Source organism: Algoriphagus jejuensis, assembly GCF_039523455.1.
In the GTDB taxonomy this organism is placed as follows: Bacteria; Bacteroidota; Bacteroidia; order Cytophagales; family Cyclobacteriaceae; genus Algoriphagus; species Algoriphagus jejuensis.
Genome location: NZ_BAAAFI010000003.1, coordinates 21,117 through 42,244 on the forward strand (window position 1 = coordinate 21,117; position 21,128 = coordinate 42,244).

The 21,128-nt window shown below is 47.4% G+C and carries 16 protein-coding genes and 2 tRNA genes; 10 read left to right on the top strand and 8 right to left on the bottom strand.

What is annotated here, in order from left to right:
• Positions 1 to 96: 96 nt before the first annotated feature.
• The gene (locus ABD031_RS05305; RefSeq protein ID WP_343849192.1) at positions 97 to 1,044 is read right to left on the bottom strand and encodes an acetyl-CoA carboxylase carboxyltransferase subunit alpha; all 948 of its coding nucleotides are present in this window, start codon (positions 1,042 to 1,044) and stop codon (positions 97 to 99) included.
• Positions 1,045 to 1,329: 285 nt separating this feature from the next.
• Here ABD031_RS05305 and ABD031_RS05310 point away from each other — a divergent pair.
• From ABD031_RS05310 to ABD031_RS05320, 3 genes are all read left to right on the top strand, one after another.
• Positions 1,330 to 1,403 (top strand) — tRNA-Asp (locus ABD031_RS05310).
• Between the two features lie 222 nt (positions 1,404 to 1,625).
• Positions 1,626 to 1,699: transfer RNA gene (locus tag ABD031_RS05315), tRNA-Asp, on the top strand.
• Between the two features lie 501 nt (positions 1,700 to 2,200).
• Positions 2,201 to 5,212, top strand: a complete 3,012-nt coding sequence (locus tag ABD031_RS05320; protein WP_343849194.1) for an AsmA-like C-terminal region-containing protein — start codon at positions 2,201 to 2,203, stop codon at positions 5,210 to 5,212.
• Between the two features lie 126 nt (positions 5,213 to 5,338).
• Here ABD031_RS05320 and ABD031_RS05325 read toward each other — a convergent pair whose 3' ends face one another.
• Entirely contained in the window at positions 5,339 to 6,049 is a 711-nt protein-coding gene (locus ABD031_RS05325; RefSeq protein ID WP_343849196.1) for a 6-phosphogluconolactonase, read from the bottom strand.
• A gap of 210 nt (positions 6,050 to 6,259) precedes the next feature.
• On the opposite strand from ABD031_RS05325, the gene ABD031_RS05330 reads away from it, so the two are divergent.
• The 7 genes from ABD031_RS05330 to ABD031_RS05360 all read left to right on the top strand — a co-directional run bounded on the left by ABD031_RS05330 (position 6,260) and on the right by ABD031_RS05360 (position 12,446).
• Positions 6,260 to 7,711, top strand: coding sequence for an amidohydrolase (locus ABD031_RS05330; protein WP_343849198.1), 1,452 nt, complete (start codon positions 6,260 to 6,262; stop codon positions 7,709 to 7,711).
• A 361-nt stretch (positions 7,712 to 8,072) separates the two neighbouring features.
• A complete protein-coding gene (locus tag ABD031_RS05335) occupies positions 8,073 to 8,372 on the top strand; it encodes a cupin domain-containing protein (RefSeq protein ID WP_343849199.1) in 300 nt (99 codons plus the stop codon).
• A 239-nt stretch (positions 8,373 to 8,611) separates the two neighbouring features.
• Positions 8,612 to 8,992: a hypothetical protein gene (locus ABD031_RS05340; RefSeq protein ID WP_343849201.1), complete on the top strand. Its 381-nt coding sequence runs from the start codon at positions 8,612 to 8,614 to the stop codon at positions 8,990 to 8,992.
• Positions 8,993 to 9,057: 65 nt separating this feature from the next.
• The gene (locus ABD031_RS05345) at positions 9,058 to 10,467 is read left to right on the top strand and encodes a carboxylesterase family protein (protein ID WP_343849203.1); all 1,410 of its coding nucleotides are present in this window, start codon (positions 9,058 to 9,060) and stop codon (positions 10,465 to 10,467) included.
• 181 nt (positions 10,468 to 10,648) lie between these two features.
• A complete protein-coding gene (locus ABD031_RS05350; protein ID WP_343849205.1) occupies positions 10,649 to 11,146 on the top strand; it encodes a DUF937 domain-containing protein in 498 nt (165 codons plus the stop codon).
• Positions 11,147 to 11,272: 126 nt separating this feature from the next.
• A complete protein-coding gene (locus ABD031_RS05355; RefSeq protein WP_343849207.1) occupies positions 11,273 to 11,671 on the top strand; it encodes a hypothetical protein in 399 nt (132 codons plus the stop codon).
• 208 nt (positions 11,672 to 11,879) lie between these two features.
• Complete coding sequence (locus ABD031_RS05360) at positions 11,880 to 12,446, top strand: AraC family transcriptional regulator (RefSeq protein WP_343849209.1); 567 nt, start codon at positions 11,880 to 11,882, stop codon at positions 12,444 to 12,446.
• Between the two features lie 110 nt (positions 12,447 to 12,556).
• Here ABD031_RS05360 and ABD031_RS05365 read toward each other — a convergent pair whose 3' ends face one another.
• The 6 genes from ABD031_RS05365 to ABD031_RS05390 all read right to left on the bottom strand — a co-directional run bounded on the left by ABD031_RS05365 (position 12,557) and on the right by ABD031_RS05390 (position 20,958).
• Positions 12,557 to 12,868, bottom strand: a complete 312-nt coding sequence (locus ABD031_RS05365; RefSeq protein ID WP_343849211.1) for a protease inhibitor I42 family protein — start codon at positions 12,866 to 12,868, stop codon at positions 12,557 to 12,559.
• A 57-nt stretch (positions 12,869 to 12,925) separates the two neighbouring features.
• Entirely contained in the window at positions 12,926 to 13,333 is a 408-nt protein-coding gene (locus tag ABD031_RS05370) for a hypothetical protein (RefSeq protein ID WP_343849213.1), read from the bottom strand.
• Between the two features lie 4 nt (positions 13,334 to 13,337).
• Positions 13,338 to 14,438 (bottom strand): C1 family peptidase, encoded by a 1,101-nt coding sequence (locus tag ABD031_RS05375; RefSeq protein WP_343849215.1) that lies wholly within the window; start codon positions 14,436 to 14,438, stop codon positions 13,338 to 13,340.
• Between the two features lie 848 nt (positions 14,439 to 15,286).
• Positions 15,287 to 18,046, bottom strand: coding sequence for a TonB-dependent receptor (locus tag ABD031_RS05380; protein WP_343849217.1), 2,760 nt, complete (start codon positions 18,044 to 18,046; stop codon positions 15,287 to 15,289).
• A gap of 21 nt (positions 18,047 to 18,067) precedes the next feature.
• Positions 18,068 to 19,150, bottom strand: a complete 1,083-nt coding sequence (locus ABD031_RS05385) for a phytase (RefSeq protein ID WP_343849219.1) — start codon at positions 19,148 to 19,150, stop codon at positions 18,068 to 18,070.
• Positions 19,151 to 19,341: 191 nt separating this feature from the next.
• Entirely contained in the window at positions 19,342 to 20,958 is a 1,617-nt protein-coding gene (locus ABD031_RS05390; protein WP_343849221.1) for a tetratricopeptide repeat protein, read from the bottom strand.
• Between the last annotated feature and the right edge of the window lie 170 nt (positions 20,959 to 21,128).

Consider the following 21,128-nt stretch of genomic DNA (forward strand, 5'->3'; position numbering starts at 1 on the left):
AAACCAAAAGCAACCTTTCCAGGATGGATAGATTGCTTTTTGGATTTGCATATAAGAATTGCGCTTCCGCAACCTCAAACTCTAAATTTCTATTAATCACTCCTCCACGACACCCATTGAGCAAAACTTCTCAATACGCTGTTCTATTCGTTTTTCCGGTTTGATCTTATCCAGTTCCTTAAGGGCGTCCAAGATGGCTTGCTTCACTTGGTTTGCCACCCACTTCAGGTCTTTGTGTGCTCCGCCAAGTGGTTCAGAGATGATGCCATCTACCAAACCATTGCCCTTCATGTCTTTGGCGGTTAGCTTGAGAGATTCGGCTGCCTGCTCTTTGTAATCCCAAGATCTCCACAGGATGGTAGAGCAGTTTTCTGGAGAAATCACTGAATACCAAGAGTTTTCGAGCATCAGCACGCGATCTCCGATACCGATTCCCAAAGCTCCGCCTGAAGCTCCCTCACCTATGATGATGCAAATCACGGGCACTTTCAGCATAAACATTTCCCGGAGGTTTTTGGCAATTGCCTCGCCCTGACCTCGTTCCTCTGCTTCCAATCCAGGGAATGCCCCGGGCGTGTCGATCAAGGTGACAATTGGCTTGCCGAATTTTTCGGCCATCTTCATCAGTCGGAGTGCTTTGCGATAGCCCTCAGGGTTAGCCATTCCAAAGTTGCGCATTTGCCGTTGCTTGGTATTTCTGCCTTTTTGCTGACCGACAAACATGACCGTGCGACCATCTACATCTCCGAGCCCACCCACCATGGCTTTGTCATCAGCGACATTGCGGTCGCCAAAGATCTCGATGAAGTCGTTGGTGATCTCGTAGATGTAATCCAGCGCATAGGGACGATCCGCGTGTCGGGAAAGCTGCACGCGCTGCCAGCGGGTGAGATTCTCAAAAGTCTCTTTTTTCAAAGCGAGAATTTTTTCTTCTAAAGACTCAATATCACTACTTAGGTCGATATTCCGGCCTTTGGCCAGGTCTTTCATCTCTTGTAGTTTTTGCTCTAAATCAGCAATGGGTTTTTCGAATTCTAATACCATTTCGGTGATTTTTGGAAGTAACAAAGATAGGGATTATACGCTAGTGACAAACGGAAGATTTTGGCATTAGGGGTGCTGCCAGCAAAGAAAATTATTCGACTGAAATTGAAATAGATAGCCTGAACGAGCAAATTTATTAAAAAGGAGTATTGCAGAGACAGATCAAAATCTTACCTTTGCACCACTTCAAAAGAGAAGCAAAAAACTGAGTGACGGTTCAACTGGCTAAATGCATGTCTCTAATCAACGGGAAGGTCTCTAGTCAGGGGTTCAAACTTAACAAACGGAGTGGTAGTTCAGCTGGTTAGAATGCCTGCCTGTCACGCAGGAGGTCGCGGGTTCGAGTCCCGTCCATTCCGCATATTATTGAGAAAAGCTTGACCATTAGGGATTTTCTAAAACCCTGAAAAAAATTGGAGTGGTAGTTCAGCTGGTTAGAATTCTGTCCCGATGCGTCGGGAAGGTCGCAGATCAGAGTTCAACGTCCTAAAAAGAATTGGAGTGGTAGTTCAGCTGGTTAGAATCCTGTCCCGATGCGTCGGGAAGGTCGCAGATCAGAGTTCAACGTCCTAAAAAGAATTGGAGTGGTAGTTCAGCTGGTTAGAATGCCTGCCTGTCACGCAGGAGGTCGCGGGTTCGAGTCCCGTCCATTCCGCTTTAAAGTCCCGAAGAAATTCGGGACTTTTTTGTTTTATGGCTATTCGAAAAGAGCTAACGGTAGCCGATTCGAGCCCTCACGAAATCCTTCGGGGCCAGGCTGTCGATTCCGCTTTAGAGTCCCGAAGAAATTTGGGACTTTTTTTTATTTTCAGTCCTTTCCACTAAGCGTGGTTCATGGCTATTCCGATTTTTTCCAAAAAAAAATCCCCTACCCCCTTACTCATACCTTCTTTTCCCAAATAGATTTAGGAACTAACGGGGCGTTCGCCCTCGCCCGCACCTCAAATCAATTTTTGTTCGACCTTTTTTTGCCATTACACAAAGATTTCATGCCTCTTGCTTCCGGGCTTTTCCGACTTTTAAGTAAATCGATTATGTCTTCGGCTTAAAACTTGCAAAGATTTTAACCGAATATTGCCTGAAACACGTCACATTGATTAGTGTTGCATGAAATCTCTATGGGCAAAAAGCTCCCGTATATTAATAAAACCCGATTATGAAAAAGACTTTATTGATCATCCTAGGAATATTTTTCTTTCTGATTGCCGCAGCGATCGCACTTCCCTTTATGTTCAAAGACAAGATTGCTGCCCGTATTGACCAGGAAATTGCCCAATCTGTGGATGCACAGGTGATTCTCGACTTGGACAATATCAGTCTCAGCATCTTTAGGAGTTTTCCCAGTGTTTCGGCGACCATCAAAGATTTTGGGATAGTCGGCTACGCTCCTTTCGAGAATGATACCCTTTTGTCAGTTCGCGAGCTTGCGGTTGATTTCAATCTGAAATCTGTTCTTTTTGACGACTACCCCACTCTGACGGGTGTACATCTTGACGGGGGAAATCTCTACATCAAAGTCCTCGCAGATGGTCAAGCCAACTATGACATCGCCGTTTCTTCGGACGATACCCTGGCCGATTCGGTAGAAAGTACAATGCAAATCGGTGTGGACAAAATCGAAGTCAACAACCTGAATCTGGTCTATGACGATCGTCAACTGGACTATTTCATGGCCTTGGGTGGCATCAATGCTGTCGGTGCGGGTGAGTTCACGACGGATGTTTATGAGCTTCCGATCCAACTTGAAGCTTTGATCGCCGACATCAGCTATGGCGGGGTCAGCTATCTTTCCAACAAGGAATTTTCTGGAGAGACAGACCTGACCGTAGATATGAAAAATATGAAATTCACGCTCGGAGAGGGTGAATTCAAGTTGAATGAGTTTCTTTTCGGCCTTTCCGGCTACCTGGCTATGCCGGGCGACGACATCGAAATGGACATCGAAATGACCGGCAAAGACAATGAATTCAAGAGCATACTTTCCTTGGTTCCCGGAATTTATTCCGAAAGCTTCTCCAGTCTACAAACGGCCGGGACAATGGATTTTCAGGGAAAAGCAAAAGGAATCTACAATGAGGAGAAGATCCCTGCCTTCGACATTTCTCTGAAAATAGCCGATGGGATGTTTCAATACCCTGATTTGCCGAAGCCCGTCAAAAACGTGAATCTTGACCTTCGGGTAAAGAACGAGACGGGAATCATCGAGCAAACGGCGGTTGACATTTCCGCTTTCAATCTCGACTTTGGCAGCAATCCCGTCTCAGGCAGACTTCATCTCAGCGATTTGGTTCACTACGACCTCGATGCGGCACTCAACGGGAAACTCAATCTGGAAGAGCTCACGTCCATTTTCCCAATTGAAGGGATGACACTGAAAGGATCGCTCGACATCAACGCCCAGGCAAAGGGTCGCTATGACTCGGTGGCGGGCGTGATCCCGGCAATCAACGCGAAACTCCTTTTGGCAAATGGCTACGCAAAAAGCGCTGACTACCCTGCCCCGATCGAAAACCTGACGGTGGATGCCAGCATTCAGAATCCAAGCGGAAAGATGACCGATTTCTTGATTGACCTTAGTCGGTTCGGTTTTGTGCTGGAAGGTGAAACTGTCAGCGGAAAGATGAAAATCAACGACATGGACAAACTCTTCTGGGATGGAGAAATCTCCGGGGGGGTGGACTTGGAGAAAATCCTGGCCATTTTCCCCATGGATGATATGAGCATGGCGGGAAAAATCCTGCTGGATCTCAATACAAAAGGTTCGTATGCTGCGGTTGAATCAGGGAAATACAGCCAATTGGAAACCCGTGGAAATATGGCTGTTTCCAACTTTACGTATACCTCAGTCGACGTTCCTCAAGGAATTCAGATTGCTAAAGCCACGGCGGAATTCACTCCAGAACGAATCAATCTGACGGAGTTCGACTCCAAAATCGGAGAAAGCCCGGTAAAAGCAACCGGATTCCTCTCGAATTACATGGATTATTTCCTCGGGGAAGCTGGAGTATTGACCGGTCAGCTCGCTTTGAACAGTAGCCGGTTCAATGTCAACGAGTGGATGAGTGAGGACAATACCGCAGACACCACAAGTGCTCCATTGACTGTGATCGAACTTCCGAAAAACATCGATTTCAACATGTCAGTCGCTGCCAATGAGGTGCTCTATGACAACATGAGCCTCAAAGAAGTGAAAGGCAAAATGCGCTTGAAAGACGGAGTTTTGGGCTTTTCGGATGCGTCGATGAATACACTTGGCGGATCGATTGGACTCAGTGGAAGTTATGATCCCAGAGACTTGAGCGCTCCCAAATTTGATTTCAATCTGAATCTCGCGGATCTCAGCATCGCTGAAGCATTCCGATCCTTCAATTCGGTCAAAGTCTTCGCTCCCATTGCGCAGCACCTAGCCGGGAAGTTCAATTCAACGCTGGCTTTCTCCGGAACTTTAGGCTTGGATATGATGCCTTTGCTATCCAGTCTGGACGGAAATGGCCTGTTAAAAGTCGCGGAAGCAGCGTTGAAAGACAGCAAAATCCTGTCCGGCATCACCAGTGTGACGAGCCTGAAAGATGCGAATACACTACAATTGAAAAATATCTCCATTCCTATTTCCATCAACAACGGCGTGATGGATGTGCGACCGTTTGATGTGAAGCTTTGGGATTATCAGGCAAACGTGCAGGGCTCGGCCGGTTTTGACGGCTCGATCAATTACCTGATCAACATGGACATTCCTGCCGGAAAATTAGGCGGCCAGGCGAACGCACTTTTGGCAAGTATCTCCGGTACTTCTGCAAGCGAAAACACCACGATTCCGCTCGCGCTGAATCTGACAGGCTCGTACAATGCCCCGAAGATTTCTTTGGCCGGAGGCAACAGCATCGAAACCTTGCTCACCAATGCGCTCAAAGCACGGGTCAGCGGGGAGTCAGAAAAATTGCAAGCGGAGGCTACCAAACAGTTTAACGCGGCTCAAGACAGTGTCAAGCAGCAGCTTCAGGTCAAATCCGCCGCCTTGCAGGACAGTGTGAAAAAAGAGCTGAGCAAACAGACCGATGCTACCAAAGACAAGGCCGTCGATGAAGCCAAGAAGCTGTTGAAAGGCTTTTTCCCAAAAACAGCAGCACCTGCAGCCAAACCAGACACTACCGCGGTGAAACAGAACTAGCGATCGGTTAACTTAAAAATGAATTGTTAAATGCCACAGATGCACAGATAAAACCGTGCATTTGTGGCATAAATTTTTAAATCGAAATTTCACTTGTTGAAAATCCTTACCGAAGATAACGGCACTCTAAACTACACGTTGATCGATCAAGACATCCACGTTGGGATGGAGCCAAAGCAGTGACGCCGGAAATTGCGTCCTTACTTCTTCCTTTAGAAGCTGCTCGAAAGCATCCTTTTTTCCCGAACCCGAGATAAACAGGATGATCTTTTTGGAGCTGAGAATCTCCCCCACTCCCATGGTCATCCCAAAGGTCGGCGGCTGCTTCAGCGATTTGATCATGCCGTGGTTCAGGGAAGTTGCTGCCAGTTCCCCTACATGGTATCCAGGTTCGAGGCCTTCGGCGGGTTCATTTAGCGCGATATGTCCGTTGACTCCAATCCCTAAGATGCAAATATCGACTGGGCCTGTCTCTCTGAGTTGTGCTTTCATTTCTGCACAGGCGGCGGCTGGATCATTCGTAAAAGGATCTATCGTCAAATACCGATCCGGGGAGATTCCCAGAGGTAGGATAAACTTGCCCTGCACGTCAAATTCGGAAGTAAACGTAGAGCCCGGCTCCAACCCTCCCCATTCGTCCAGTTTGACGACTCTCAGGCTTGTGCAAAATTCAGGATCATGTTTTTGTTGAGCCACCATTTCAGCGTAGAGACCGGAAGGAGATCCACCGCTTGCTACGCAAAAAAGCAAATCAGGCTTCTGTTCGATTTCGGCTTTGACGATCTCGAAGCCTTTTCGGCTCATTTCATCAAAATCGGGGAGGTAGTGGAAATTCATGATTTATTCTATTTCAGGATTGCAAAAAGCCGCCAAAAGCTTCTTGCCAATCTAAGTTGGAATTTGATTTGATCCAACACAGCTGGCCGTCAGTGGCAAGTTTTGACAGACTGTTCTTCCCTCCTTTTCGCCATTCAAATTTCAGACCCTTCTTCTTTTGAGTACAATCCTTATCTTATTGGACTGAACCTTACAAGACTTTCAACCCTTATGAAGAAACTTTACCTGGGACTTGCGGCTGCACTCCTCCTCTCAGCCACTCCGCTCTTTGCACAAAAGAAAGCTGCCAAACCCGATCCACTCAAACAAAGTGTCCAACAGACCATCGACACCCGGTTTGCGGACATGACCGAACTCAGCGACAAAATCTGGTCTTTCGAAGAAACGGCCTTTCATGAAACCCAGTCTGCCGCCGCACTGTCGGGATATGCAGAAGAATTAGGCTTCAAAGTTACCCGGGGTGTCGGGGAAATTCCCACGGCATTTGTCGCGGAATATGGTTCGGGCAGTCCGATTATTGGCATTATGGGTGAATTCGACGCCTTACCGGGTCTTTCCCAAAACAAGGTTCCCTTCAAAAGTCCGCTTCACGAGGACGCACCCGGTCATGGTTGTGGGCACAATCTTTTTGGAGTCGCTTCCCTCAGTGCCGCCGCTGCGATCAAGGATCTGATTGCCGAAGGAAAACTCAAGGGCACCGTTCGATTCTATGGCACTCCTGCCGAAGAAAAATATTTTGGAAAACTCTGGATGATCCGTGCGGGACTGATGGATGACGTGGATGTGATGATGGACTGGCATCCGGCGGCGGAAACACAGACTTCCGTCCAAAAAGGATTAGCCATGGTGGACTTTATCGTAGAATTCAACGGGCAGGCAGCTCATGCCGCAGCCGATCCCTGGAACGGCCGCTCTGCCTCCGATGCACTCGAACTCTACGCCAACGGCATCAACTACTATCGCGAGCATATCAAACCCACCGTCAGAATACACTACCACATCCAGGATGGAGGGCAGGTGGTCAATGTCGTGCCAGATTACAGCCGGATATGGGTACGAGTGAGAGATTCGAGTCGTGAGGGTTTGGAGCCGGTTTGGAAACAGGTGGAGAAAATGGCCGAAGGCGCAGCGATCCTGGCCAACGTGGATTACAAAGTCACATTGGTTTCCGGAATTCACGAGATCCTAGTCAATCGTACCGGGTCGGCAGTGATGCAGCAAAATCTCGAAACACTTGGCTCGATTTCTTACACAGAAGAAGAACAGATTTTTGCAAAGAAAATCCAGGAAGCAACGGGCAAACCGCAAATCGGCGTGGTCTCCAAGATCGAACCGATGGAGGAGACTCAAGAGCACAGCATGGGCGGAAGTACGGATGTGGGTGACGTCAGTTGGGTGGTACCGACGATCCGGATGAGCGCAACTACCGCGCCGAATGGCACGCCTTGGCACTCTTGGGCTGTCGTGGCTTCCGGAGGAATGTCCATCGGTCACAAAGGAATGGGCTATGCAGCCAAAGCACTTGCCATGACCATGGTAGACTTGTACCAAAATGAAATGTTGCGAAGCGAAATCAAAGCGGAGTTTAAGGAGAAAAAAGGAGATTATGTCTACAAAGGAATCGTGCCGGATGGCCCACCGCCTTTAGATGCCGGATATTAATCGGGAGAAAAGCGGTGGAATCCATCGCTTTTTTATTTAAAAACATCAGGTAAAAAAAACAGCCGGAGACCTCTTTAATCAGACCCTTTCATCGGCCTAACTTTCATTCGCCTGATTTTCTTCCACATAATCCCTCCAATTCAGCCCCAGCGATGAAAATTTATTTTCGAGCTGCAGTTTCGGTTCAACCCCATATCCTCCGCGGCGGGTTTGGCCGTGACTGTTACCTTTCGGTAGAAAAATTCGGAGGCGTGCCCTGAGATTGCTAAATTGGTTTCACTTTAGTCAAGCTTTTGAATCCTATTCATTTTTAAAAAATCGGCAGCTTACGTCCCTATCTAAATCCAAATCCACAAAAATCATGTCCACGATCACAGAGATTTTCGCAAGCCTACCCACCTCCACCCATCCAGTTGCGAGAGCGCTACACAAGGGAGACAATTTCAAAGTGCTATTGGTGGGTTTCAAAGCCGGAATGGTCTTCCGAGATCACAAAGCGCATATCCCATCCAAGCTTACCGTACTGCAGGGATCCGTGGTGTATAAGGAGGGAGACAAAGTCGTCGAGCTTGCCCAATACGAAGAAGTAGACATTCCGGTAGAGATCACCCACTCTGTTGAGGCTTTGGAGGAGAGTCTGTGCATTCTCAGTCAGGGATAGGCTGGTAGGCGGGATTCCGAATACATTTAAAATCGATCGTTCCCAAAACCTCTTCCGTCTAGCGGTTGGATAGCTTCCGGTAACATTGATCGGGATGAATATCCGTCAGGCGTGGTTGCCCCTTCCCTGACCTACGGAATTGCGGTGCTTCGCAAATCAAAGTCTAACCACCACAATAGGAAAACTCCTCCAGACGGGCACAACCTTTTGATCCCACTTGATTTTTGTTATCTTCTGTCATGAAAATCAGTGGAGTTCTTACGCTACTTTTTCTTTTTCTCGGCGCCTGCGGTATTCAGGATGGCAGACCAAACGGGGTTTTCATCCGGGTGCAAAACAACTCCGATGTCAATTATGAAAATGTGGTGATTCAAACTGGAAGCGTCGAGCAGGCTTTTGGGGATATTCTTTTGAGAACTACCTCAGAATACCGTGAATTCGAATATGCCTTTCGATTCGGAGCCGTATGGCTGGAGGCCGAAGGAAAAGACCTATCTCTAGTTCCAAATGACTATGTCGGTGAGATGCCACTCAAAAATGGCTTTTACACTTACCGAATTGGTCTCAGTTCGGCAAACTTGACCGATGCCGGTTTAGTATTGGACTTGGTTGAAGAATAAGCCGATATTGGTGTCATGCTATTCATCTAGTCACCAAGTCCGCTTAGCCACTAAATCCCCTCACCATGCGTCGAGATGATTACGTTTCCGGAATGTATTTTCTTAGCCTCTATGTCTTGGCGGCAGTTGTTCAGAGCATTGTCATTTTCCAGATTGACTTTCAGATTTATCAATTGTCTTCGTTTTCCCAATGGATACTTGTATTGGCGGCAGTGCTTTTGGTAGGGTTTGCTGTGGTTCTCAAGTATTTTCACCATAAGGGATTCCGAGCCGTTTTTATACTGGGTATTATATCGATGGCGGGGCAGCTTTTGCAACTTACCTCCTTCTATGTTGCCTTTTTGCTTCCTATAAAAGAGTTAGCGCCCTTCTATCCGCCCCTGACCGTTCTTTCCCTGGCTTTGGCCTTTGTATATGGACTCGGTCTCATTTTTTCGAGTGCGGGGAAAAACTACTGGCTAAAGGTCAGCGGCATCTTCACGTTGATCGCCACAGGTTTAGCTGCTTGCCTCTTGATCTGGAGCTGGGTCGAGCAGCCAAACCCTCTCAGTCCCGAGCTCATCAAATTCAATCATTGGGTAACATTAGTCAGCAGCCTGCTTCCAGTCCCTTTAATCGTGTTATTTTATAAAGAACTCAGTATGTTGGTACGCTCCAAAGAGACTTCTGTCCGCTCCAAGGTTTCTGAGTCTTTCTTTGCTTTGGGAGCCATAGCCTTGCTGTTGATTTTGATATTGGGAATCAACTTGGCTACGGAAAGCTATGGCGTCACACATGTCTCTGAGCGTACCAAAGCCATTGCGGAACCCTTTGAAACAAGAAGGTTTGTGAACGAAGATGGTGACACCCTGCTGTATCGCCTGCTTCTGCCAAAATACTATGACCCCGGTAAGCGATACCCCATGGTGATCTGTCTGCACGGCGGTGCGGGCTGGGGAACAGATAATATCAGGCAATTCGATGGATCCTTGTTTGCCAGATTGCTTGCAAACACCGCAAACCGTGAAAAATTTGCCGCTTTCGTTTTCGTACCGCAGTGTCCACCCGGATCTTCTTGGGGAAACCTTCCCGATTTGCCTGCGATAGATTCCTTGGTCTTCGAAAGCATTGAAGCCTTAGAAGCAGAGTTTTCGATCGATCAAAGCAGACTATATGTGGTCGGTCATTCGCTAGGAGGATATGGCACCTGGAATTTTATCGGCAAACATCCGGAAAAATTTGCCGCAGCAATTCCGGTAGCAGGAGAAGGTGATCTCAAACAGGCCGAAAACATGCTTGAGGTTCCTATTTGGGCTTTTCACGGAGCCAATGACCGAAATGTCCCCGTGAGTGGCTCAAGGGATATGATAGCAGCGATCAGAAAGGCAGGCGGAAATCCCCGCTACACCGAATCCCCCCATGGCGGCCATAGCTGGGACATTGTGACTGATACTCCAGGCGTATTGGACTGGCTCTTTGCTCAAAAGCGCGAATAAAATTATCGGCCGAAAAGCAGGATGGAATCCACCGCAAACAGCCCTCAAAGATCAGACAGGCTCAAAAAACGATCAAAAAAACATTCATCCTAACCGCGCGTTACTCTCAATGAAAACCGGCACACCACTTGAAGTCCAAGATTATTCTATGCAACTTTAAGCAAATCAAACTTTTACTGATATGATAGACCAATTGTTAAAAGCAGCGGATGGGCCGTTGAAGGATTTGCTGGGCCAAACCGGTGGAAATGCGGACTCCGCAAGCGCTGTGAAAGAGACTTTTCTGGGTGTGATCCAGAAGCAGGCAAGTTCTGGCAACTTCGACGGCGTGATGGAGATGTTTTCTGGAAAAGAAACCGACCCGGACAGTCCAACGGTAAATCACTTGAAAGGCGACCTGGTCAGTGGGCTCAGCGAAAAATTGGGAATCGATTCTCAAAAAGCACTTTCAATCGCGTCGGTAGCCTTGCCTATGCTCCTGAACCTTTTTAACAAAAAGGTAAATGATGCTCCTCTAGCCAATGAAGAAATTCAGGAATCTGTGGTCGACTCTATGAAAAATGGAGAAAAGAGTGGACTGGGAAGTGTTTTGAGCTCGATCTTCGGGAGTGACAACAATCCGAGTGCAATAGACCTCGGTGGTGTTATTGATTTGGGTAAGGGACTGTTTGGAAAATAGAAATTATTCCTCCGCCAATCCAAAACCACAATACTATCCGCGGAGTTTTCTTACAATACAACTCCATCAAGCTTTTTAAAAACCTAAGTATTTCTAAATTTAGCCTTTTATCAAACTTCAAAAATCATGAGCCAATCAAAATTTATTTCAGCTTTCCTTTTCCTGTTGTTCTTTGCTTTTGCCGCTCAGGCTCAGATTCCAAATATTCCTAAAGTAGGCACAGACGCACTGTCCAGTCAGGTGTTGGGAATTCTAGACAATACCAGTGGACTAGACTTGACCGGCGATCAAAGCACCAAATTGAAAGACAACAACAAGTCTTTTGTGGATCAATTGATGAAAATCACTGGAGGATCCGACTCAGACGATGCCAAAAAATCCAGTATTCTGAATTTGAAAAATGGCCGTATGAAGTTCCTCACAGGACTCCTTGGCAGCGATTTGACACAGAAATATATGGGAAATGTGCTCAAGGCGATCAATCCGCTAAAATCAAAATTGGGGCTTGCGGCACTGGCGTTCTAAGCTCATAGCACTACTTCGTTCAAAGCCTTGGAAGTCTTTCCAGGGCTTTTTCATTTTCACCACTTCCGTCGCTTTGTTTTGCTGTGCCAAAGGAATATTGCGTCAACTACTTAATTATCCTCAAGAATGCTTGTTTTTAGGATTAGCTTTCAACAATTAGAACTTTTGGTGCAAAAGTGGACGTTATACCATCTTTGAAACATCCCTCATGGAAACCGAACTTATTATCAAAAACATGGTTTGTCCGCGTTGCATAGAAGCGGTCGAAAACGCTATGCAAGCTGTAGAAGTCCCATTTTCCAGGATCGAGTTGGGAAAAGTCACTCTAAAATCCCCCCTGACTCCAACTCAAAAAGCACTCCTTACTACTACACTGGAATCCAAGGGGTTTGAATTGCTTGAATCTAGAAATGCTGCGCTGATTTCTCAGATAAAAGCCCTGATCGTTCAGCAGATTCATCATTCGACACAAAATCTAACTGTGAATTACTCTACCTTTTTAACTGAAAAGCTCAATCAGGAGTACTCCTCACTCAGCAAGGTTTTTTCCCAAGTCGAAGGAATCACCATCGAAAAATTCATCACCCGACAAAAACTAGAAAAAGTCAAAGAATTCCTGACTTATGACCAGTTAACGCTATCTGAAATAGCTGATAAATTGGGCTACAGCAGCGTCGCTTACCTCAGTTCGCAATTCAAAAGAGAATCGGGAATGACGCCCAGCAAATTCCGACAGAACAAGCTCGCAAAACGAAATTCCTTGGATTGGATTTAAGTACTTTAGCTGGAAGAAGCCCCCCCTATTGATGGAAGACTCACAAAAAATCCAGCCCACGGTACTATTTGGAATGAACCGCCGGTTTCGAATAAAACTAAAGGTGACATTCAAGAAACCGTTACCCGAATTTCAAAAGTTTGGTCTATATCTGTGCCCCAAGCCTGTTTGAGTTCGTATTTGAGCAGGTAACTGCCAGATTCAAGGAATTCCCATTTTATAATCCGCTTACCTGCAGCTCCCATACCGTCGCCGTTTTTTTTAAATTCGCTGGCAACAAGATTCGCTCCTTTGCCTTGATTTCCAGCTAAATGCCATAAAAATCCCGTAGTCCCATTTTCTGATAAAGTGATAGTAAGAAAATCTCCCTTTTTAAGAAGGATTTCGGTCTTATTGTCACTAAGTGAAACATGCTTTTCCATACATACAATTTTCAAAAAAAGGGGTACAGATCAACAATCCGTACCCTTTTTTATTTATTACCAAACGTACATTTCCTTAGCTTGGTTGGAATCAAGAAGATAATTCACGTTCGAATTTTTCTCCTTGGCCGCCGCAGCTAATATGGTGAGCGCAATGTGACCAGAATCTGTCAGGGTATTGAGTCTAACCCATCCTGTGCCGACTATACTCATCCAGGAATTTTTAGATCCGTCAGTAGTATAAAGTGCATTTACTTTTTTTGAGTTATTCCAGACTCCAGCTCCAAAGCCCTCTTCCGAAGAACTGCTTTCTGAGGGCGGAGTGAGGCTTGGCATACTATCATCCGCCAAACTGGATGAACTGAGCTCTGAAGCTTGAATTTCAGGAGCTTCGTTTGTTTGTGCTGCTCGAGTTGATTCCTCGACGGGAGGAACACTCACTGGATTTTTTGTTTGCTTTGCCATGATATTAAAAGATATATATTTTTGAAATCTGACCGTTGGAGATCGTTAAATTGCAATTGGTACCTGTTACTTTGGCAGAAGCCAACTGGGTAAGCATGGTGATGAATGCCTCGTCACTTTTGGTAGTGATTTTTTTCCATCCATAGCCTGATGCATATACCCAACCATTACGGTTTTCTCCGTTGGCCCAAAGCCCGGTGATTTTTACGCTGTTGAGCTGGTCGTCGTTGATGATTGCAGTAGGGCCATAAACCTGCCCTTCAATGCCACATTCACCAAACTTAATTTTAAAATATCCCGACTCACCGAAACCTGTACCCCAACTGTTTTTGCATATCCAATACTGCTGGGAAGCATTATATCCTACAATACAAACACAATGGCCACCTACCGATGACCCGGTTATATGCCTGTAAATTCCTGACGTATAGTTGTAGAAATCTTGGTAGACCGTAAAACAAGCCTCTACAGGCCCCTTTGTTGCAACATATTCCTTAATCGGCTCAATTCCCGATATTTTAGAGTAGCCGGCAATTTTCGTGAGGTAGCTTGCATAGTCTGAGGCAAGACCGGAGCAATTTTGATCACCAGCGGTATAGGGATAAGAAGCCTCGCGGGTGACGCCTTTGTCCTGAAATGCTTTCATCGCCTTATCGGGCCACCAACCATTTCCACAGTTTCGACCTTCTTGCCGTGCGTGGCAATAGAAAAGCTGGGCTTCTGAAAGATCTACAGCATAACCGGCCCCCCGCTGAATTTTCACCTGAGACTCGACAGATGCAATGGTACCAAAAGAGACGCATGAGCCGCATCCGCCTTGGTTTTTTACCGGTGTCACGAAATTCCCTCCATTATTTCTCCAGTCAATGGCAGTAGGCGCAGCGAATGAACTGAACGCCATGCTTTGATAAGCTTGGAGCGCCGATTTCCCCATTGCTTCTTGTTCTTCAAGACTAGGATCATCAGGTCCAGGTGTATAGCCAAGAAGTCTTTCTTTCTCGGCCTGGCTGAGTTCTGAGACAGCAGTAATGCCAGCCTCCCATTCTGCGGCGTCTTTTGAGATGGCCTCCTGAATGGCTTTTAATTCTAAAGGTTGTTTTGACATAATTATTGTTGTTTAGGCAGGGTCCTTAAAAATTATTTTTCCAATTTGATTCAAAAAATCGTAGAACCCGTTTACCGATTTTCGAATCAGCAACAAAAAAATCTTAGGATCTGGTTATTCGCCACAATACCAATTGAACAATAACTAAAATGGAGTGTAGCGGATAATCGTCAAGAAAACGAAGCAGCTTGGCTATAGACAAAAACTGCAAAAATTATAAATACCGGCAAAAGCCTGTAAATCTCGTGTTTCATTTTTACCAATCACATAAATGTATACATATTATTTAATATTTCTTCCTATGTTTAAAAATACTTAAGAGCCAAATCGATAAATACTAAAACTAACCATTACCCACATTTATAAACTCAATACACCTAATTTAACTTTTAAATAAAAATTATTTTAACCTTATTTCATACGCAACTACACCTGTATTACAACTACTTTTAACTATTTAAAATTTCATCTCTATCTCATCTCCTATCATATTTACTATTTCTATTTTCATATTTAAGACTCAATTTTGCTATTCCTGCATTTTTTCAAAATGAGTGATCATTGGAGCAAAAAAATCTTCTCAAATAACCACCGACTGAATCAAAACAGATTCATGGGGATCGATGCATATTAGCAGAAGAGAGAGCTGTGCTTACAAGTATTTCTGAGTCCATGACTTTGTTTGTCCCAAGAAATAATACAAGAAAAAATGCCCACGAAAATCCGTGGGCATTGCTCTTAAATTTTATTGACAAGATTGCTAAGTATCTGCCCTCACTGCGGTGTCACCCCGAGCGGAGTCGAGGGGCATTCTTGTTTTTAAATTCTAAATACTTGCCTTCAATGTTCTAGTCCACCAAATCAAACTTCAACCCGAAATTGAAGCGGGCATTGTAATACTCTGCCTGCATGGTTCGGGCTTGGGTGCCCTGATAGTAGCGAAGCGGCTGGTTGGTCAGGTTGTTGCCTTCGGCAAAGACTCTCCACTTGGGCGTGATGGCGTAGGAAGCATTCACGTCCAGGAAGGTCTGCTTGTCATAGAACCTGTCCTCAAATCCTTCTCCACCCAGTTCATCCAGGTAGTCGGAAGCGTAGTTGAGAGAGACCCGGGCTACGAATCGCTTGTTTTCATACGAAAGTGACGCGTTGAACATGTTACCGGCAGTGCCGGGAAGCTGAAGATCTTCTTCCTCCCTACCCTCGATACCGGTCGTGCTCGACTTGGTGTAGGTGTAGTTCAGATACACGCCGAAGTTTTTGAAGATCTGGCGCTGGAAAGATGTCTCAAAGCCATAGACTTGGGCAGTTCCGCCATTCTCAGGTCTGGAGTATTGCAGGTCGGAGCCAAACTGCGGATCGGAGTATCCCTGCGTGGTGATCGTGTACACGAAGTCATCGATATCCTTGTAAAAGGCTCCTCCGGAAAACAGACCCACGTTTTCAAAGTAGCGCTCAGCCATCAGATCAAAGTTCATGGAAGTCGCCGGCTTCAGATTGGGATTCCCTCTTTCCAACTCCTCATCTTCCGGGCTAAATGCCGCATAAGGAACCAAGTCATAGTAGTTGGGTCGCGCAATGGTATTGGTCCAAGCCAGTCGGATGATCGTGTTTTCGTTGGCATCGTACTTGAAGTGCAAGCCGGGCATCACGTTCGTGTAGTTTTGCTCGCCTTCGGTCGGCTCAACAGTTTCATTGTCGATGTCAAAGATATTGCCCTGATAGTCGATGGCCGTATTCTCGATTCGCAGGCCACCGATCACGGACAACTTCTGGCTAAACTGATGATCGGCCATCACGTACCCGCCGGTGATTTGCTCTTTCGCAGTAAAATTTCCAGCTACATACTCTTCCAAAAGATCCGTCTCTTCAAATTCTGAGCTGTTTTTCAGATCCAGCCCACCCAAAAACTTGGGCTCCACGAAAGTTCCGACTGCGTACTGGGAACCCACCAGAAAGTTGGGATCTGAGTAGTTGTGGTTGGGCACATCGCCGATAGTCGCACCGAAAGCGTCTTCGTCTGTTGGTTCGTATTCGTAGAAATTATTGGCTCTGTCCTTGTTTTTACCACGATATCTGGCACCAAACTGAAGGATTCCTTTGTCAGAATAGGGAAGTTTGAAATCAATCTTACCGTTCAAATCCTCATCGTAGGTATAGCTGTACTGCTCAGAGATTCCATTCAAACCAATCGCAAGATTGTCGGCCGGATTGCTGAGGATCGCCAAAGGCTTGTCAGGATTGGACACGTCAACAGTGACATCCTGACCGGAAGAACGGTAGGAAATGTAGCGCTCGTGCGGTCGCTCCTCGGAGGCTTTGGCATAGGTCAAGCTCCAGTCCATCTTCAGTTTATTGAACAGGTGATCCCCACCCAAAGTCAGGTTGTAAACCCGCTGATCCTCGAGTCTGGCAGCTTTGATGCGGCCATTGTCGAGTCCGCCTTTGGTCTCAAACTCCACCCTGCCCTTGGTTTGGTACACTCCCGGGGCAGTAGAGGTGAAATCGCCCTCGTCAAAGGAATCATTCAATTCGCTCACACGCATCCGGAATCGGTTTTCCCAATCATCCCGGTGGTTATACATCCCGGAAACAAAGAGTTTGTGGTTGTCATTGAGGTCGTAGTCGACTGCCAAGGTGAGGGATCGCCTCACCCGCTGCACCTGATACTCGCGGATGTCAAACTCCTCGAGCACAGCTCCTTCGTCCGAATCATACCACACGGCCTCGATGTTGTCCGAACCAAAGGTGTGGTTGTTATACGAACCGGAGAGGATCACGCCTAGTTTATTGTCAAAGAAGCGATTGCCCAAGACCAGCGCTCCGGTCCAGATCGGCTTGTCGGTGAGTAGATTTACACCGGAAGCCGCCGTGCCGGAAACCCGCAGTCCGTTTGGTGCCTGTCTGGTCACCAAGTTGACCGAGCCTCCGATCGCATCAGCATCCATGCTGGGCAATACGGCCTTGTTCACCTCGATGGTCTGGATCATGTCCGATGGGATCAAGTCCATCTGCACGTTTCGGTTGTCGCCTTCCGCAGAAGGAATCCGCTCTCCATTCAAGGTCACGGAGTTCAGCTGGGGTGCCATCCCCCGGATGACGATGTTTCGGGCTTCGCCCTGGTCATTTTGCATGGTAATGCCCGGAATACGCTTCAGGGCGTCTCCCACGTTGGCATCGGGAAATCTACCGATCTGATCGGAGGAGACGATGTTGGTGATGTTGGCGTTGTTTTTCTGTTGGTTGAGCGCTTTGGCCTGGCCTTTCAACCGATCACCAAAGATGACGATCTCGGTACCTTCGATCGTGCCCTCTTCCAGCTGGAAATCCAGGGTCGTGGTCGAGTGCGCGACAATCTGAACAGATTTTTCAACAGTCCTATAGCCCAGATAGGTCACGATGACCTCATAGTTACCCGCTTCCAGATTCAGGATGGAAAACTCCCCGCTTTGATTGGTAAACGTCCCCTTGGTGGTTCCTTTCAGGATCACATTGGCGCCTGGCAGCGAAAAGTTCTGGTTGTCCACCACTTTTCCTTTCAGAATACCCTGTGCAAATCCAGCCCAAGTAAAGGCCAGGATCGCAAGCAATGTCAGTACATTTTTTTTCATGGTTGTATGAAGTAGCAATGGTTATTTTTCGATGGATTTGGCTAGGTCTTCCCAGCTGTAGAGTTGAAAGGTCTTGTCGTCGGACATGGCCACAAACAGTCCCTTCGGGAAGTCTGGCCCCAAAGCGACATTCGTCACCTCAGATCCGTCGCTGGAGACCGTGCTCAGTGCCAGTTTTTTCAAAACAGGATGCTGATGCGGATTGCCGGCAGTTCCTTCGCGCGGGAATACCTGAAAGACATTCGCCGCCTGATCAGACACCAGGATGTATCCGGTCTCGGGACCGGTCTTGTAGATGGAGATCCCCTCGTGATCGTCGGTGAATCCCTCTGTCGCGAAAAAGGCCAGTTCCTCGTTGCCCATCTCCGGCTCTGCGTAGTACTTTCTCACGCCCACTCCCTCATCCGAATAGTAGATATAGCCCAGCTCCGCATCCACGGCGATGGCTTCGATCTCCTTCTTGCCGGAGTAGTTGCCAAACTTCCTGACGAGATTCAGGGCGATCCCCTTTTCCGAACCGATAACTTCGTATTGCCAGAGGTAAGAGCCGTCCGTCGGGCCGTTTTTGCGGCCGGCGATCACATAGGTCTTTCCGGATGCGGGGCTTTTGTAGAGTGCTACGCCCATCAGGTCCTTGTACTCGGGACCTGTCTCGCCCTCGTAGACTTCGATGCCGCCCGGATTGATCTCGGTCATGTCCGGGAGGGAGAAAAAGCGCAGCTTGGACGTCAGCCGCTCACCCGTCACGGCAAAGTCTGTTGTTTTGCTGCCAAGGGGCAGTCCATAGGCGATGTCGACATTATTCGGACGCTGGATTCCCTTGCGTACGAGCGAGTCGATGATGTTTCCCTTGAGGTCAAAGACATAGAGCCCACCCAGCGAGTCCTTGTCTGTGCCCACGATGAGGCTTTGCGCCGGATCCGCAGGATTGATCCAAATGGCCGGATCGTCCGAGTCATGATCCAGGGTGCCGGTCACATAGAGTGGCTTGATTTTCTCGTCCAGGATAGTGACCTCACTGACCGTTTCCTCTTTTGGGGAGGAGCAGGCAAAGCCCGCCATCAGTCCGGCGCATCCCAGAAACCAGGTGATTTTTTGTTGCATAATGGTTTGGTTAAAAACTGATGCAATGATAGACCGGAGCATCCCCCAGGGCTAGAATATGGCGTTAGCAATTGGGCAACAAGCGGGTTTCGGGGCGTTAACAAAACGAAAACAAAAAAACCCAAACCGATTTCATCATCCTGTTTATCAATTACTTACAATGTGTTAAAAAGGAGTTAACAAATTGTGACTCATATACACAGGATGTAATTCTGGAGACTTTCGCCTTTTGCCAAACCCAGTTTCTTTCGCAGTCGATATCGGGAAATCCGCAGACTTTCCTGAGAAATCCCCAGTGTGGAAGCGATCTCCTTTGAGCTTAGATTCATCCGGATCAGACTGGCAAGTTTCACCTCCGCGGGAGAGAGTTCCTTTTCGCCTTTGTTGATCGATTTGAAAAAATCCTGATGCACCTTTTCGAAGCTGCTTTTGAAATCCTCCCAGTCTGCGTCCTGGACAAAATTGTAATCGATCTGCTTGATCAGATTCCGGATTCGCTTCTTCTGGTCTTTGGCCTCCTCGTCCAGCGTCTTCTTGAGCTTTTCGCGGATCTTCTCGAGCATCTGGTTTTTCTCCAGCAGGTGCACCGTCTGCGCGGTCAGGGCCTTGGAATGCGAGTCCACCTCAACGGCCATGCGGGCTTCCAGCAAATTGATGTTTTCCTTTTCGGTGGCGATCAGCCGCTCCTTGATCTGGAGTAGCTTGTCCTGCTGCTCCAGAAGCGCCTTTCCACTCCGGATCTTCAGCTTTTGCCGGTTGAAAATCAAGAGCCCAAGTCCTACCAGCAGTAGGACCAAAGACAGTAACATCACCCGAAATATGGACTGAAAATCCGCCTCGCGCTCCAGCTGCCGAATCTGAGCAGTCTGCTGATGCAGGCGGTATTGAATCTCCTGCACGGAAGTCTGTCGGGCCGTCTCCTGTGAGAAAATCTCCTCATCCAGTTGTCTGGCCTCCTCCAATATCTGATACGCCCGATCCCAGTTTCCCATCAGCGCGTGGGATTTCGATAGATCAACCAGTGCGCTTTGTTGCTGGAAGAGACTGCCGAGGCTTAGGCTGATCTGTCTGGCCTTTTCACTCAATTCGAGCGCTGCAGGATAATTCCCCGTCTTCCGCTCCACGTCGCCCAGATTGTTGTAGTTGCCGGGCAGGTGCGTGCTATCGCGGAGTGCGAGATGCAGTTCCAAAGCCTGGGAAAAGTAAAGCCTTGAAGAGTCGTACTGCTCCAGATCCTCGTAGATGCTTCCCAGATTTTCGAGGATAAAAGCCGCCGTATAGCTTGGACGCAGATCTTGCACCTGTCCCAGCGCCTGCTTTTGAAACTGGATCGCCTGCGCATAGTCTCCCTGCTTTTCATACATCGTCCCGATAAAGCCCCTCGTCTTGGCGATCTGCTCCTGATCTCCCGCTTCCAGAAAAATATCCAAGGCCAGCCGATGCCGCTCCAACGCCGCCTGCACACCTTTGATCTTGTAGAAAAGTTCTCCGAGGTAATTGTGATTTTTACCCAAGCAAGGACTACAGCCGCTGTTTTTCAACAATTCCTCCGCTTCGTACAGCGTGACGTTGGCCTCTTGAAACATACCAAAATCCATCAGAAGCCTGCCACGAAGCGACTGGATTCTTCCGAATTCCAGCGGACTGAGGTCAGCCGAATTCTCGACTGCAGAGGTGAGTTCCTCGAAGGTACGAAGGGGATTTTGGAGTGCCGCTTTTTCGTATTCCTCCCAATCCTGGGAGACGGAAAGCTGCCCGAAAAAGCTCAGAAAAAGGAAATGAAGCTGAAATAGAAGCGGATTTGTCATAACCCACAAATTGCCAAGCAGAGATGAACTGGCCGTTAAGCGGATGTTATGATTGAAGGGTTGTGAGGATAAATTAGCTGATCGGGATTTGTAACTCCGATGCCCTAGCTTAGGATTTGTAATCCGAATCACGCCCAACTCTGATGGGAAATCCCAATCCAAAAAACCCG